Here is a 14826-nt window from a genome sequence, read left to right on the forward strand (position 1 = left end):
TTTTACTTCCACCCTATTTTATATATAATTAATTTTGATTATTAATAATATCTCGAATTCAAGATAATTTTAAATGATAGTATACACTTTGTCAATTCCCACCTCTTTCGGGTATAATTTGCAAAGATGTATGAACATACTGCAGAAATACATAACTACTTAGGTGGTGTTTTGTTTTGAGGATAAATAAATTTATTAGTGAAACTGGAATTTGCTCAAGAAGAGAAGCTGATAAGTGGGTTGAGGCTAAAAGAGTGACAATCAATGGAAAGTTAGCTGAACCAGGAAGTCAAGTACAGCCAGATGATGATGTTCGGGTTGATAATAAACCGATTAAATCTAAGCCAAAGCTTGTTTATATCGCATTAAATAAGCCAGTGGGAATCACCTCCACAACTGAACGGCATATAAAAGGGAATATTGTTGATTTTGTAAACCACCCATTACGAATTTTTCCAATAGGAAGATTGGATAAGGATTCGGATGGACTGATTTTGTTAACAAATGATGGAGATATCGTTAACAAGGTATTACGTGCAGAAGGTAAGCATGAAAAAGAATATATTGTGACAGTGGACAAGCCGATCACTCCTGACTTTTTGAAGAAGATGTCAGAAGGTGTAGAAATTTTAGACACAGTGACTCTTCCCTGTAAAATCTATAAGGAATCTAAATACGTATTTCGGATTATATTAACGCAAGGATTAAATCGTCAAATTCGTAGAATGTGTTCACAGTTAGGATATGAAGTTAGAAAACTTCAAAGAATTCGGGTCATGAATATACACTTAAATGATTTAAAAATAGGAAAATGGAAAGATTTAACTGAGAGGGAATTAGCTGAATTGTTTAAGAGTCTAAGGTATGAACCCAAGCGATAGTAACTATTACTGAGATACGTTCTAAAAAAGGTAAGTGAAATTCACCACTTCACTTTACCTTTTTGTTTATAAAGATTCCTTTATTTCTTTAATTTGTTCGAGGTGGCGTAATTCATGCAAGCCAAGGAATTCAACCCATTGGGTTAAGATTAAATCTCCAAATATCGGATGTGGGTATGATTTTTGCGTTAGTTCTTGTCCTGATGGTTTACTTATTATATCTATTAAGTTACTACGAGATGTAGTTAATCTTTGTTCCATTTCATCTATAGTTACATAGTTACCTGATGGAACAAGATTTGCTGGAGCTTTAACTTTATGGCGTCGGTTTGTTGTAAACTGAATTGGTTTTTCGCTTGTGGGAGTATTATGTGTTGTTTCTGAAAGAGATTCTTGTATTGCTTTGCTTGCGGTTTCCTCTATCAAATGTAAATGTTCAAGAATCTCCATAATGCTCCACTCATCTGAATTCTCCTTTTGATTAAGTTGTTCATTTGACAATCCTTTAACTTCATTTAACAACTGCTCTCTTATTTCCTTAATTTGTTCCAACTCTATCACTCTCCTTGATTGGTTATTTAAATTATATTATTTTTCGATCGTTATATATGTATAGTAGAGAGAAATAATTTGTTCTTGGGGAGAATAAGTTATTTCGATTTTTAGGTTAACCCTTCTTCTAAAGGATTCCATGCTCGTTTTTACTTTTATCACATTCCCGGTTCCTCGGAGGGAAATAGACTCTAAGAAAAATAGATGCTAGACTTGGATCATTTTTCGGGACAGGTTCGGTCCTTTGTGAGAGGAAAAGCTGTCCGAACTTGGGTTGACTTTGGACAGGTTCGATCCTTTGTGACTCAAAGCTGTCCGATCCTCCCAGCACGACTTCGGACAAGTTCGATCCTCTTAGACTAAAAGCTGTCCGAACCCCGAGCAACTTCGGACAACTTCAATCCTCTGAGACCAAAAGCTGTCCGAACCCCGAGCAACTTCGGACAACTTCAATCCTCTGAGACCAAAAGCTGTCCGAACCCAGCACGACTTCGGACAACTTCGATTCTCTGTGACCAAAAGCTGTCCGAACCCAGCACGACTTCGGACAACTTCGATCCTCTGAGACCAAAAGCTGTCCGAACCCAGCACGACTTCGGACAACTTCGATCCTCTTAGACTAAAAGCTGTCCGAACCCTGAACAACTTCGGACAGGTTCGACCCTCTGTGACCTAAAGTTGTCCGAACCCCGAGCAACTTCGGACAGCTTCAATCTTCTGAGACCAAAAGCTGTCCGAACCCTGAACAACTTCGGACAGGTTCGACCCTCTGTGACCTAAAGTTGTCCGAACCCCGAGCAACTTCGGACAGCTTCAATCTTCTGAGACCAAAAGCTGTCCGAACCCAGCACGACTTCGGACAGGTTCGATCCTCTTAGACCAAAAGCTGTCCGAACCCCGCACGACTTCGGACAGGTTCGATCCGCTGAGACCAAAAGCTGTCCGAACCCCACGCAACTTCGGACAGGTTCGACCCTCTAAGACCCGAAGCTGTCCAAACCTTGAAGCGACAAAGCAACGGAAGCTAAAGCAACAAAAAGAGGTCATCTCTGAGGCAAATTCCCCCTGAGATAACCCTTATAAAAATATTACTGACTTCCTTTTTTTACATACTCAGCAATCGTAATCGTACGCTTCGCTTGATGTTTGACAGCTGCTTCCACATTCTCAACCATATTACCATCTTGAGTAACTGTCACACTCGTCCCATATGGATTCCCACCAGCTTCGAATGTTACCGGATCTGTATAACCCGGTGTGGCAACGATTGCTCCCCAATGATACATTGTCGTATATAATGATAATAATGTTGCCTCTTGGCCGCCATGGGGGTTTTGTGCAGAAGTCATCGCACTTACTACCTTATTAACAAGTTTTCCATGAAACCAAAGGCCTCCAGCAGTATCTAAAAATTGTTTCATTTGGCTAGGCATGTTACCAAAACGGGTTGGCACACTGAAGATGATTGCATCAGCTTCATCAAGATCATCTAATGTCACTTCAGGAACATCCTTAGTTGCCTCTATGTGAGCTTTCCAATGTGGGTTGGATTCAATCGCTTCTTGTGGAGCTGTTTCAGGAACTTTTCTTAGCTTTACCTCAGCACCCGCTTCCTTTCCTGCCTCCTCTGCCCACTGAGCCAACTTATAATTTGTACCTGTTGAACTGTAATAAATAACTGCTAATTTTACGGTCATTATTCAAAACTCCTTTTTCATGAAATAAATACCTATCTAGTGTTTACCTTGTAGAATACCTTAAACACATCTTTTGAAAATAAGAAAATTGGGTACACCATCTAGTTACCCAATTTTTCAACTTCCTATTCATTATTTTGGCCTCTCGATGGTAAAAACCTCTCCAATTTTTGCATAATCGTTTCCAGCTAGGCGACTAACCGCTCCTAATCTTGCTTGATTCACTCGACCATTTTCATAAACTGTATCATCAATATGAAACTGAACGACTCTTCCTATGACAAAATCGCAACCAGGCTTTTGCTCTCTTCCTCCTAGCTCAATAGCCTGATCAAGAATACATTCTAACCTGACCTTAGCTTCCACCACTCCAGGTATCTCTATTTTCGTGCTTGGAATAGGAGTTAGTTTTGCGAGAGTTACTTCACTTTGCTCTGGAGGAAGGCTTGCAGCAGTGATATTTATTTGATCAACATTATCTTCATCAACAATATGAACGACAAATTCCTTTTTATTTAAAATATTTCTGGCCGTGTCTTTTTGCTTGCCATCTCCACTTCGTTGAATGGAAAGTGAAATCATGGGAGGATTCGATGAAACAATATTAAAATAGCTAAATGGTGCACCATTTAACGTATTACTCTCTGATAAGGTTGTCACAAATGCAATAGGTCTAGGAATAATACTTCCAATCATTAGCTTATAGCTATCTCTTTCTGAGATATCTTCCGAATTAATTGAAACCAAATACAAGCACTCCTCTTAAACGTTAATCTTACTTTTCAACCTTAGGCTCATGTTACCACCGGTTCAAAGTTATCACATCCAATGATGTTTAAAATCTTTTGCATACTCTTCAAACTTAATGGGTTCTCTATTCAGTAGGTTTTGTGTCTCTTCTGTTACTTTTTCAGCTGTCCCCATCTTAGTAATTGCATATAACATGGTCATTACGTTTGCAAAATCTTTTCTGGTACCTCTTTTAATGATTGTTCTTCTAAACTCAAAAAAACCTGGATTTCTATAAGTAATTGTTCTTCCTAATACATTTGTAAGGATGTTAGAGACTTCGTAATAATCCAGAGCTTCACTTCCTGTTAATGTGTACGCTTTATTTAGATGATCTTCTTCGGTTAGACAAATGGAAGCTACAGATGCAATGTCTCTCGTATCAATAAAGCTCGTCCTTGCTTTACCAACCGGCATATATAATTCATCACGAAGTTTGATATCGTCACGGTGGGTTGTATTTAAGTTTTGCATAAAGAAACTTGGTCTTAGAAAAGTATATGGGATTTCAAGTTCTTTTATTAAATCTTCTATTTTCCGATGTGGAACAACACGATTTCGTTCAACACCCATTAAAGAAACGAAAACAATGTGACGAATTCCTTTTTCTTTTACTTTTAATAAAAAAGGCTTCATATCCTTTTGTGGCTTTGCTAGCTGAGGTGGACGAATTAGAAAAACGCGGTCAACCTCTTCAAGTGCTGAATCAAATGTCGTAGGATTAGTAAAATCAAATGAAACCCATTCCACCTTTTCCTCCGATTGCCTTTCCGTGAAAGCTGCAGCTAAAACCTTTTCATTGCGATTTATTAATTCTTCCACAACATATTTCCCTATATTTCCGGTTGCACCTGTAACAAGAATTTTCGATTTACTCATCAATCTCTTCTCCTTTTAGATTATCTCCTATTCTCTCTAAAAAACCTATTAATGCTTCCTTTTCAGCTTCAGTGAACCCCTTAAGCCCATCATTAACAGTGTCATCACTTACTTTTTCTAATAGAGGAATATACTCAACGGCAGAAGAACTCAATTCAATGAGCTGAGCTCTTTTATCAGTAGGGTGCAACTTCCTATTGATGAGCCCCTTATCCTCCAAACGTTTAAGGACTCCCGATATTGTTGGTTTATCCATATCTAATCTACTTGCTATCGAAGCCGCTTTGTAATGATTAGGTGGAGATTTTAAGTGGTCTTGAATATGCAAATCTTTGATAACTCCCCATTGAGTGGTGGTAATCTGTTTGTCTTCGAGCCTCTTTGTTAACTTAAATCTTAATAGCTTTGCATTTAGTTGTAATAAATACCCTATATTGTTATTCATCAGTTCGCCTCATTTAGTTAGTGTACTAACTAAATTATAAAGCACCTTCAATGTCCCCATCAACTGCCATTAAAAAAGATTGATAAAAAACAGGATGTAATTCACGACTTAGACAAAAAATAGCCAAATTCAATCTGGTTGTGGTACATTTTGAAGAACAGACTAACGAAATAAGGGGATTTTATGAATAAGATTAAAGCAATCTTAAGCTTTTTGGTAGTTCTCACTTTATTCCATCTACTCATTTTTTATATAGGCTGGAATGTTTGGCATTATCTACGAGTCGCTATCTCTTTCGATTTCCTTTACCCATTTATCGTTCTAATTTTCCTATTTTCATACGCATATATAATCGGTCGTTTTGTTAAGTTTCTGTCCATCTTCCATACAATAGGATCAATTTGGATGGCGATCATACAGTACGCTGTTATCTTATTTCCCATAGCTAATATATCCGTATTAATTTCAGTAGCTTTTTCTATTCCAACTGAAACTGCCATCTTATGGACAGGCCATGTGACCCTTATCGTATTCCTTCTCATTTTTGGAGTAGGCACCTTTAACGCATACAGTCCTGTAGTAAGGAATTATCAAATTAAGATCAATAAAACAACTGAAGCAATTTTTAAACTAAGGATTGCCATGGCTTCTGATATGCATTTTGGAACACTTTCGGATAAGAAACATGCAAGAAGACTTGTTAAAATAATAAATAATGAAAAGCCAGATATAATTCTTTTACCAGGAGATATCATTGATGATGACCCTATTCCATTTATAAAAAAAGGGTTTGGAAAAATCTTAAGTGAATTACATGCACCTCTAGGTATTTATGGTGTTCTTGGCAACCATGAATACTACGGTAGAGCTATTCCTACTTTTATGAAGGAAATGGAAAAGATAAATATCGACATCTTAACTGATGATGTAATTCAGATAAAGGAGAGCTTCTATTTAATTGGAAGAAAAGATAAAACCGATAAACAACGGTTGACGATCAAAGAGCTACTAGCCCACCCAACAATAAATCATTCAAAACCAATTATTATGATGGACCACCAACCTTCTCAACTAAATGAAGCCATGCATGAAGGAGTAGATTTAATTTTATCTGGACACACTCATCGTGGCCAGATGGCTCCTAACCATTTGATTACACGCAAAATCTTTGAGCTTGATTGGGGTTATTTACAAAAAAATCAACTACATGCCATTGTTTCTTCAGGGTTTGGTTTTTGGGGGCCACCGATTCGTCTGGGCAGTAGGTCGGAAATTGTCATCATTGATGTGAATTTTAACTAATAGAAAAGGATTTATAACAAAAAATGCTTGCCACATGGGCCAAGCATTTTTTCTTTGACAATATGGACTATTTAATTTCACCTATCTCCATTATTTCTGTTTCTGGAAAATAATGCTGTAAAATCGCTTTATAACTTTTCCCTCTTTCACCCATTACACTTGCTCCCCATTGACTCATTCCAACGCCATGTCCATACCCTCTACCCTTCATAATATAAAAGTCGTCTTTTTCTTCTAAAGAATCCACTAAATAACTCCTAAAAATATCTCCACCAATCATTGGGCGAATTTTATTGATATTTACATCCTCTAATTTAAACTGCTCTAACATAATCGTCCCATCAAATAGACGGTGGAAAAACTCCACTGTGACTGACCCTTTTTTCGTTCGACCTGATGCGTTTGTGTCTTCATCTATTGCTAAATGGGTTATTCCAACGATTTTGATTTCTCCAAGGTATCCATTCTTTTTTAAATAGGATTTCATCGTCCCTGCAATTCGATCATCCATCTCAACTAAATCATCCCAAGCTGTTGGATGATCCCAATCAATACCTTCAATTTGAAGTTGATTTCGATGAAGCATAAACTCCCACGGTTGTACCGGATCAAAAGGATCTATTTTTACGGGATAATAGACTTTTGGATCTCCTCCCCAGACATTTGCGTTGCTCTCTGTTATTCCGCCATTACTTGCCGAATAAAAGGCTGGAATCGGTTTGTTTTCAAAAGTAATGATTTCACCCTTTGTTTCTTCTACAGCTTGAGTTGTTTTTTTGTCCCAGCTAAAACCGCCATATACTTGATACTTAATCGTATCATCCATGTCCTGATTCATTTGAATGAAGGCGTAGGTTCTTGCTGCTAATGCTTGTGCCTTTAAGCTTTCAAGAGACCAAGCTGGAAAAACTTCAAAAGGAACAACTCCTTTTAGGTAGTCCTCTAAAGGAAGCTGATTCACTGGTCTAATGTAGGAATTTTTTTCTTGTAGAAATTCAACCACACCCAAATACGGTTTATCATTAATAGTAATATAATGCTCCGTATCATACACATTTGGAATTAACTGAAACGAACCGTTAATTTGCTGCTCCTCATGTTTACTTTTCAAGTAAAATATTCCTCTTTTCAGAACTAAACGATATTCCTCTCCTTCTTTAATTGAAATACTTTCATCAAGTGTTAGATACTCACCATGTATCTTGAATGTAATTTCATTTGTTTCACCCAAGTCCTTAACTAATTTTACTTTTACCATTTCTTCTGCCTCAATGTGCAGAGGGAGAAACAGTGAACATATTATTATGATTGGAAGTATTAAATATCTCATATTCATACTTTGCACGTTTATCTCAATTAATATGTTTTGTTTATTTTGAAGCTACTCTTCGATTTGCAAAAATATTAATAGAAGTTTTTCAGTTTTCATGATAAAAATAAACTATCTCGTTATCACTTTAGAAATGGAGCAACAAATGGACTTTTTGAAAAAAATAAAGAATTTTATTATTCGATTTTGGAAAGAACAACATCTGACTAAAATCTTTTTGTTGATATTTTTTGTTACTATTTTAGCAACCATGCTATTTTTTGCATATATGGCAAGCACAGCAAATGTACAATCCCTAAAGGATGGATTAAACCAATCTACTGTCATTTTTGATAAGGACGGTGATGTGGCAACACATTTATCTACAAATCGGACAAATGGAATTTCAATTGATGAAGTTCCTGATCATATAGCAAAAGCAGTTATCGCTATTGAAGATCAACGTTTTTACAATCATAATGGATTTGATATAAAGGGGATTTCAAGAGCTTTCTTTAAGAATCTTTTTTCCGGGAGAATTACTGGCGGTGGGAGCACAATTACACAACAGCTTACGAAAAATGCATTGCTCTCTCCCGAAAGATCATATAAAAGAAAAATTGAAGAGTTGTTTTTAGCAGTTGAAATTGAGAAACATTTCTCAAAAGATGAAATTATTGAAATGTATTTAAATCAAGTGTACTTCGGAAGTGGAGCATGGGGAATAAATCATGCGGCCAAAAAATATTTTAACAGTGACGCTGAGGATCTCTCCATTAGTGAAGGTGCCCTACTTGCTGGATTACTTCAAGCACCATCTGCCCTTAATCCGTATAATAACTTCGATAAGGCAATAAACCGTAGGGATGTCGTATTATCAAAAATGAATGAACTTGGATATATTACTGATCAAGATTTGAAAAAGGCACTTAAAGAAAACATCATCCTTGAAGATGGTGGCGGAAGCAATATTGAAAGAGACTATCCTTTCTATGTGGATTCAGTACTTGATGAAGCAATTAATGAATTTGGATTAACACAGGATGAAATTTTCACTCGTGGATATCAAATATATACAGAAATGGATCAAAATCTCCAGTTTACTTTGGAAAAAGTATATAAGCAGGATTGGAGATTTCCAACAGGTAAAGATGGCGTGTTAGTTCAAAGTGGTGCTGTATTGCTAGATCCACAAACAGGTGGTGTCAGAGGTCTGGTAGGTGGCCGTGGAGATTATGTCTTTCGAGGCTTTAACCGAGCGACACATATGAAACAACAACCAGGCTCAACTCTAAAGCCCATAACTGTATATACCCCCGCCTTGGAATCTGGCTATCATTTCGATTCTATGTTACTTGATGAACCGAAAACATTTGAAGAATATACACCTAAAAACTCATCCAACACTTATCAAGGTAAAGTTCCAATGTATATCGCCCTTCAAGACTCATTGAATTTACCAGCGGTTCGATTATTAGAAGAGATTGGGTTGGATAAAGGGCTACAGTCGCTTAAACGTTTTGGGATTTCATATACAACAGAAGATGAGCACTTAGCAATTGCACTAGGAGGTATGCATAAGGGCATATCACCACTTCAACTTGCAGAAAGTTACTCAACCTTTGCTAATGATGGTAACAGAAATGAGAGTCATTTAATTACTAAAATTGTTGGGCCGACGGGTAATATCATCGCTGAACGAAAGGTGAAAACGGTCAAGGTCACCACAAAAAAAATAGCAAATGAAATGACTTCTATGCTACTAAATGTCGTTGAAACGGGCACAGGTAAAGCGACAAAAATAGAGGGTATTCAAATTGCAGGTAAAACTGGTTCCACTCAGCTTCCATATAATGATGTAAATGGCACTAAAGATCAATGGTTTGTAGGTTATACCTCAAATCTTGTTGGAGCCGTGTGGTTGGGCTTTGACCAGACCGACAGAGAGCATTATTTAAAAGGAAGTAGTTCTGATACGGTGGTTCCTTTATTTAAAGGTATCATCGAACAAGCTGTTAAGTATGTGGAGCCTGGTGAATTTGAAGAAGTGTCGATAAATGATCAGCTGGCAGGAGTAGAAGCAAAACCACGATTAAGTCTGAACAAAGAACAAGTACAAGAAAAGGCTGCAGAGCTTGAGCAAAAGTTAAAAGAGGAAAGCTCGAAGTGGAAGCAAGTATTGGAACAAGCAAAACAAGATGTGAAATTTATTGAAGACAAAATTACTAGTCTAATTAATTCTTTTAAATAATAGAAGGGTGAAAATTATTCCACCCTTCTTTTTGTAATGTTTTTCTTTTATTTTACAGAGCTAAATTTTAGACACTGATGCAAGAGCCGTAATATTATCGGTTGTAAGCTGTGATAATTGATCTAAAAATTCCACTTGGAAACTTCCTGGTCCCTTATCAACAGTTGTCTTCGCTGCTAATTGTGCGGCAATACCATAACAAGTTACCGCTGACGTTGCAGCTTTAAGTAGATCCTTTTCCACTGCTGAAAATGCACCAATCACAGAAGTAAGTAAGCAGCCAGTGCCCGTTACCTTTGTTAATATTGGATGGCCGTTTTCGACTATGTATGTTTCCTTCGAATCTGTAATCACATCTCTTTTACCTGTGATAACAACATTGGTATTTAGATGACTAGCAGCTTGCTGAGCAAGTTTAACGACATCACCTGACTCAGTCCCTGCATCCACCCCTTTAATTGCCCAGTCTTCTCCGATGATATTAGCAATTTCAGCAGCATTTCCTCTTAATACAGATACTTTCACTTCTTCAAGAATTCGTTTTGCTGTTTCTGTTCTAAATGGGGTAGCACCCGCTCCTACTGGATCAAAAATAACCGGTTTATTCATATCATTAGCAGCTTTCCCAGCAACAATCATCGACTCTATATTTACAGATGTTAATGTCCCAATATTCAGGACAAGCGCTCCAGCAATTTTGACCATATCAGAAACTTCTTCAATTGCATAAGCCATTACAGGTGAAGCACCAATCGCGAGTAACCCATTTGCAGTAAAATTAGTAACAACAACATTGGTAATATTATGTACTAGTGGTGATTGTGATTTTAATTGTTCAAAAGATTGTGTAATAAATTCTATATTCATTTTGCAGCCTTCCTTTCATCAATCAATCGTTTTCTTTTGTACTTTATCAAAATTCCATCGGTTATACAACTTTCGAGTGATATGCCTTAAGTGGTAAGATTTCTTTTTGTGGAGGAGTCAGTTTGACAACTTAAGTCAGGCGACTATAATTAATCCATAGTCTGCAAACTTTTGCTATTTAAGATAAATGGGGGGTACTATGAAAAATAAAAAACCAGTGATTGGCATTACAGGAGCCTATGTAAACCATAACCACTACATGGAAGGTGTTTATGTCCATCATGATTACCATAAAAGTATCGCTGCAAATGGAGGAATTCCTATTGTTCTTCCCTATATTAATGAAAACTTAAGCATAGAAAGTGCTGAATTATGTGATGGCATCATTTTAAGTGGAGGAGAAGATGTTGATCCTCAGTTTTATGGCCAAGACCCTCATCCCAACTTAGGAGCAACCATTCCTGAAAGAGACATAGCCGAAATGGCTCTGGTACATTATGCCATAAATAACAATATTCCCCTTCTCGCCATTTGTAGAGGGGTACAAATATTAAATGTAGCGTTAGGCGGAACATTGATCCAAGATATCCCTGCCCAATGGGCTAACCCCATTAAACATACTCAAATAGTAGAAAGAAAGAGGGATACACATTTTATAAGAATCGATAAAGACAGTTACCTCTACTCAATCATCGGAGAAGAAACAGTAAGAGTAAATAGCCTTCATCACCAAGCGATTGACAAGCTTTCGCCTCACTTAAAAACTGTGGCAACAGCCTCAGACGGGATGATTGAAGCTGTAGAATTAATTGAAAGTAACACCTTCACTATCGGTGTCCAATGGCATCCAGAATCAATGAGCAGTCATAACCAGAAAATGAATAAACTTTTCAATCATTTTGTTGAAAATTGTGTAAAAAAAGTGCAGACACCTGCATAAAATCTAATATAATACTAAAATCTTATCGGTTGAACATTTAATTTTATCTAGATATAATAATAACTAGCTATCTCAACACTGTTACAATACTTTAAAAAATAGATTAAGATATTTACAAAGTCAGAATTTTCAGATATAATAAAGTAAATTCTTATCGAAGGGAGAAAAGGGAACAATATATGGACCCCAGTGATAAAGAAGCCTCAAAAATTTACCGGAAACTAATTACTTCAGATGATTTTAAAGCTTTCATTTTATATGAAAAGCTTAATACACAAATGAGAATGAAGGTAATGACTAAGCTCAATCAAAATGGCTCTAGTCAAGCTAATGTATTATTAAAAAAGTTAGAGAAATTTTAACAAATAACAAATGTCGTCTCATAAAAGTGAGACGACATTTTCTTATTATAAAAAGCTATTATGTTGTAGCTGATATGGCCTAATCCTTTAGTCAACTTTATCTTTTCATCATAGTCAGAATGGTATAAAATAGATCTTTTTCAAATTCGGATAGTTTAACATGTTAACACACGAAAGCTGTCCGAACACAGGGCTACTTCAGACAACTTGGCCTTGTAAAGCACGAAAGCTGTCCGAACACAGAGCTACTTCAGACAACTTTGCTTTGCTATCCACAAAAACTGTCCGAACACAGAGCTACTTCAGACAACTTTTCCTTGTAAAGCACGAAAGCTGTCCGAACACAGAGATACTTCAGACAACTTGGCCTTGTAAAGCACGAAAGCTGTCCGAACACAGAGATACTTCAGACAACTTTGCTTTGCTATCCACAAAAGCTGTCCGAACACAGAGATACTTCAGACAACTTGGCCTTGTAATTCCCAAAAGTTGTCCGAACACCAGGCTACTTCAGACAACTTTTCCTTGTAAAGCACGAAAGCTGTCCGAACACTAGGCTACTTCAGACAGCTTGGCCTTGTAATTCCCAAAAGTTGTCCGAACACCCGGCTACTTCAGACAACTTTTCCTTGTAAAGCACAAAAGCTGTCCGAACACCAGGCTACTTCAGACAACTTTTCCTGGTAAAGCACGAAAGCTGTCCGAACACTAGGCTACTTCAGACAACTTGGCCTTGTAAAGCACGAAAGCTGTCCGAACACAGAGCTACTTCAGACAACTTTGCTTTGCTATCCACAAAAACTGTCAGAACACAGAGCTACTTCAGACAACTTTTCCTTGTAAAGCACGAAAGCTGTCCGAACACTAGGCTACTTCAGACAGCTTGGCCCTGTAATTCCCAAAAGTTGTCCGAACACTGGGCTACTTCAGACAGCTTGGCCTTGTAATTCCCGAAAGTTGTCCGAACACTGGGCTACTTCAGACAACTTGGCCTTGTAAAGCACGAAAGCTGTCCGAACACAGAGCTACTTCAGACAGCTTTGCTTTGCTATCCACAAAAGCTGTCCGAACACAGAGATACTTCAGACAACTTTTCCTGGTAAAACACAAAAGCTGTCCGTACACCAGGCTACTTCAGACAACTTGGCCTTGTAATTCCCAAAAGTTGTCGAACACCAGGCTACTTCAGACAACTTTTCCTGGTAAAGCACGAAAGCTGTCCGAACACTAGGCTACTTCAGACAGCTTGGCCTTGTAATTCCCGAAAGTTGTCCACTGGGCTACTTCAGACAACTTGGCCTTGTAAAGCACGAAAACTGTCCGAACACAGAGCTACTTCAGACAGCTTTGCTTTGCTATCCACAAAAGCTGTCCGAACACAGAGCTACTTCAGACAACTTTTCCTTGTAGAGCACGAAAACTGTCCGAACACAGAGCTACTTCAGACAGCTTTGCTTTGCTATCCACAAAAGCTGTCCGAACACAGAGCTACTTCAGACAACTTTTCCTTGTAAAGCACGAAAATTGTCCGAACACAGAGATACTTCAGACAGCTTGGCCTTGTAAAGCATGAAAGCTGTCCGAACACCAGGCTACTCCAGACTATTTCAGATAACTTCTCCTTCAAATACTTAAAGCTGTCCAAACTCTAGGTGCTTAATCAAATATATAATTAAAATAGTGTTCTTTTAATTCATCAGATAGCAAATGCGATACTGGAACTACTTTTATATGCTTCTTATTGAATTCATCCATCGATTGAATGATACCTGTTGAACAAATCTTTCCCGTAAGGCCTACATGACCGATCGCAACTCCCCTATTATGCTTTTCTGTAATTTTAGCCAATTTACTCATCTGTTTTCTCACATAAGCGACAGATGAAATATCATCAAGAAATACATCTCTTTTAATTAAAGGGACCCCTAATTCTTCAGCTATTTCCGGAAATTTTGAATTTCCACTTGTCCCACTATCAACAATATACATTTGATGTTCTTTAGCAACTTGGACAATCACTCTGACAATTCGTTCATCTTCAACCACAAGGGATCCCATATGATTGTTTAAGCCTTTTGCAAATGGGACACTGTCTATTGCCTTCTCCACTCTTACTTTGACTTCTTCTGAAGATAGGTTTTTTATTATTGGATTAGGCCCTAACCAAGAGAGTTTTCCCTTTTTAGGCTGCATAGGTAGATGAATCATGACCTCAAAACCATTTTCATAAGCCCAACTTGCGTGCTCGGTTGATTTTTCTGTAAATGGCATAACTGCTGCTGTTATTGGAACATTTCCATTTAGAAAATCAGCAACCCCCTCAATACCACCGCCAAAATCATCAATGATAATTGCTGCTTGAAGTTCTTCCGAGTCAGCATAAACAGGATAAAATGTTCCTAGAGCGATAAAAACTGTTAAAACGAGTGTGATTAAATATCTCATCTTATCCCCCTTAAGTTTTTGTATTAATTTCCCCCCCACTTCTTTTTTTAATACACTTAATAAAATAAGTCCAAACACCAAATACCTTGATCAGCCTCTAAAAGAAT

13 protein-coding genes are annotated in these 14826 nt (G+C 37.4%); 5 read left to right on the plus strand and 8 right to left on the minus strand.

The window, feature by feature from the left end; all coding sequences use genetic code 11:
• The first annotated feature begins 176 nt into the window (after positions 1-176).
• The gene (rluF, locus tag BK579_RS20850) at positions 177-881 is read left to right on the plus strand and encodes a 23S rRNA pseudouridine(2604) synthase RluF (RefSeq protein ID WP_078548827.1); all 705 of its coding nucleotides are present in this window, start codon (positions 177-179) and stop codon (positions 879-881) included.
• 66 nt (positions 882-947) lie between these two features.
• Here the strand turns inward: rluF and BK579_RS20855 are convergent, their stop codons facing one another.
• The 5 genes from BK579_RS20855 to BK579_RS20880 all read right to left on the minus strand — a co-directional run bounded on the left by BK579_RS20855 (position 948) and on the right by BK579_RS20880 (position 5243).
• Positions 948-1433: a DinB family protein gene (locus tag BK579_RS20855; protein WP_169891210.1), complete on the minus strand. Its 486-nt coding sequence runs from the start codon at positions 1431-1433 to the stop codon at positions 948-950.
• A gap of 1088 nt (positions 1434-2521) precedes the next feature.
• Positions 2522-3133, minus strand: a complete 612-nt coding sequence (wrbA, locus tag BK579_RS20865) for an NAD(P)H:quinone oxidoreductase (protein ID WP_204524791.1) — start codon at positions 3131-3133, stop codon at positions 2522-2524.
• Between the two features lie 129 nt (positions 3134-3262).
• On the minus strand, positions 3263-3877 hold the full coding sequence (locus BK579_RS20870) for a flavin reductase family protein (protein ID WP_078548832.1): 615 nt from the start codon (positions 3875-3877) through the stop codon (positions 3263-3265).
• Between the two features lie 72 nt (positions 3878-3949).
• Complete coding sequence (locus BK579_RS20875) at positions 3950-4798, minus strand: SDR family oxidoreductase (RefSeq protein WP_078548833.1); 849 nt, start codon at positions 4796-4798, stop codon at positions 3950-3952.
• The gene (locus BK579_RS20880) at positions 4791-5243 is read right to left on the minus strand and encodes a MarR family winged helix-turn-helix transcriptional regulator (protein WP_078548834.1); all 453 of its coding nucleotides are present in this window, start codon (positions 5241-5243) and stop codon (positions 4791-4793) included. The genes BK579_RS20875 and BK579_RS20880 overlap by 8 nt, the downstream gene beginning before the upstream one ends.
• A 183-nt stretch (positions 5244-5426) precedes the next feature.
• Between BK579_RS20880 and BK579_RS20885 the strand changes: the two genes are divergently transcribed.
• The gene (locus BK579_RS20885) at positions 5427-6545 is read left to right on the plus strand and encodes a metallophosphoesterase (RefSeq protein ID WP_078548836.1); all 1119 of its coding nucleotides are present in this window, start codon (positions 5427-5429) and stop codon (positions 6543-6545) included.
• Between the two features lie 67 nt (positions 6546-6612).
• Here the strand turns inward: BK579_RS20885 and BK579_RS20890 are convergent, their stop codons facing one another.
• Complete coding sequence (locus BK579_RS20890) at positions 6613-7803, minus strand: SpoIID/LytB domain-containing protein (protein ID WP_235848497.1); 1191 nt, start codon at positions 7801-7803, stop codon at positions 6613-6615.
• Positions 7804-8020: 217 nt separating this feature from the next.
• Here BK579_RS20890 and BK579_RS20895 point away from each other — a divergent pair, with 217 nt between their 5' ends.
• Positions 8021-10105, plus strand: a complete 2085-nt coding sequence (locus BK579_RS20895) for a transglycosylase domain-containing protein (protein ID WP_078550742.1) — start codon at positions 8021-8023, stop codon at positions 10103-10105.
• Positions 10106-10165: 60 nt separating this feature from the next.
• Here the strand turns inward: BK579_RS20895 and thiM are convergent, their stop codons facing one another.
• Positions 10166-10972 carry a hydroxyethylthiazole kinase gene (thiM, locus tag BK579_RS20900; protein WP_078548838.1) on the minus strand — a complete coding sequence of 269 codons (807 nt, stop codon included), beginning with the start codon at positions 10970-10972 and terminating at the stop codon, positions 10166-10168.
• Between the two features lie 199 nt (positions 10973-11171).
• Here thiM and BK579_RS20905 point away from each other — a divergent pair, with 199 nt between their 5' ends.
• Together BK579_RS20905 and BK579_RS20910 are read left to right on the plus strand one after the other, a co-directional pair.
• Positions 11172-11912 carry a gamma-glutamyl-gamma-aminobutyrate hydrolase family protein gene (locus BK579_RS20905; protein ID WP_078548839.1) on the plus strand — a complete coding sequence of 247 codons (741 nt, stop codon included), beginning with the start codon at positions 11172-11174 and terminating at the stop codon, positions 11910-11912.
• 179 nt (positions 11913-12091) lie between these two features.
• Positions 12092-12274 (plus strand): hypothetical protein, encoded by a 183-nt coding sequence (locus tag BK579_RS20910; RefSeq protein WP_078548841.1) that lies wholly within the window; start codon positions 12092-12094, stop codon positions 12272-12274.
• Positions 12275-13930: 1656 nt separating this feature from the next.
• Here the strand turns inward: BK579_RS20910 and BK579_RS20915 are convergent.
• Positions 13931-14719, minus strand: coding sequence for a divergent polysaccharide deacetylase family protein (locus tag BK579_RS20915; RefSeq protein WP_078550744.1), 789 nt, complete (start codon positions 14717-14719; stop codon positions 13931-13933).
• Between the last annotated feature and the right edge of the window lie 107 nt (positions 14720-14826).

The sequence above is a fragment of the Litchfieldia alkalitelluris genome, from assembly GCF_002019645.1.
Classification (GTDB): Bacteria; Bacillota; Bacilli; order Bacillales; family Bacillaceae_L; genus Litchfieldia; species Litchfieldia alkalitelluris.

Excerpts from the sequence above, each read along its gene's own strand:
- BK579_RS20875 (WP_078548833.1), bottom strand. The coding sequence starts at position 4,798 with ATGAGTAAATCGAAAATTCTTGTTACAGGTGCAACCGGAAATATAGGG.
- BK579_RS20880 (WP_078548834.1), bottom strand. The coding sequence starts at position 5,243 with ATGAATAACAATATAGGGTATTTATTACAACTAAATGCAAAGCTATTA.
- BK579_RS20885 (WP_078548836.1), top strand. The coding sequence starts at position 5,427 with ATGAATAAGATTAAAGCAATCTTAAGCTTTTTGGTAGTTCTCACTTTA.
- BK579_RS20890 (WP_235848497.1), bottom strand. The coding sequence starts at position 7,803 with ATGGTAAAAGTAAAATTAGTTAAGGACTTGGGTGAAACAAATGAAATT.
- BK579_RS20895 (WP_078550742.1), top strand. The coding sequence starts at position 8,021 with ATGGACTTTTTGAAAAAAATAAAGAATTTTATTATTCGATTTTGGAAA.
- thiM (WP_078548838.1), bottom strand. The coding sequence starts at position 10,972 with ATGAATATAGAATTTATTACACAATCTTTTGAACAATTAAAATCACAA.
- BK579_RS20905 (WP_078548839.1), top strand. The coding sequence starts at position 11,172 with ATGAAAAATAAAAAACCAGTGATTGGCATTACAGGAGCCTATGTAAAC.
- BK579_RS20910 (WP_078548841.1), top strand. The coding sequence starts at position 12,092 with ATGGACCCCAGTGATAAAGAAGCCTCAAAAATTTACCGGAAACTAATT.
- BK579_RS20915 (WP_078550744.1), bottom strand. The coding sequence starts at position 14,719 with ATGAGATATTTAATCACACTCGTTTTAACAGTTTTTATCGCTCTAGGA.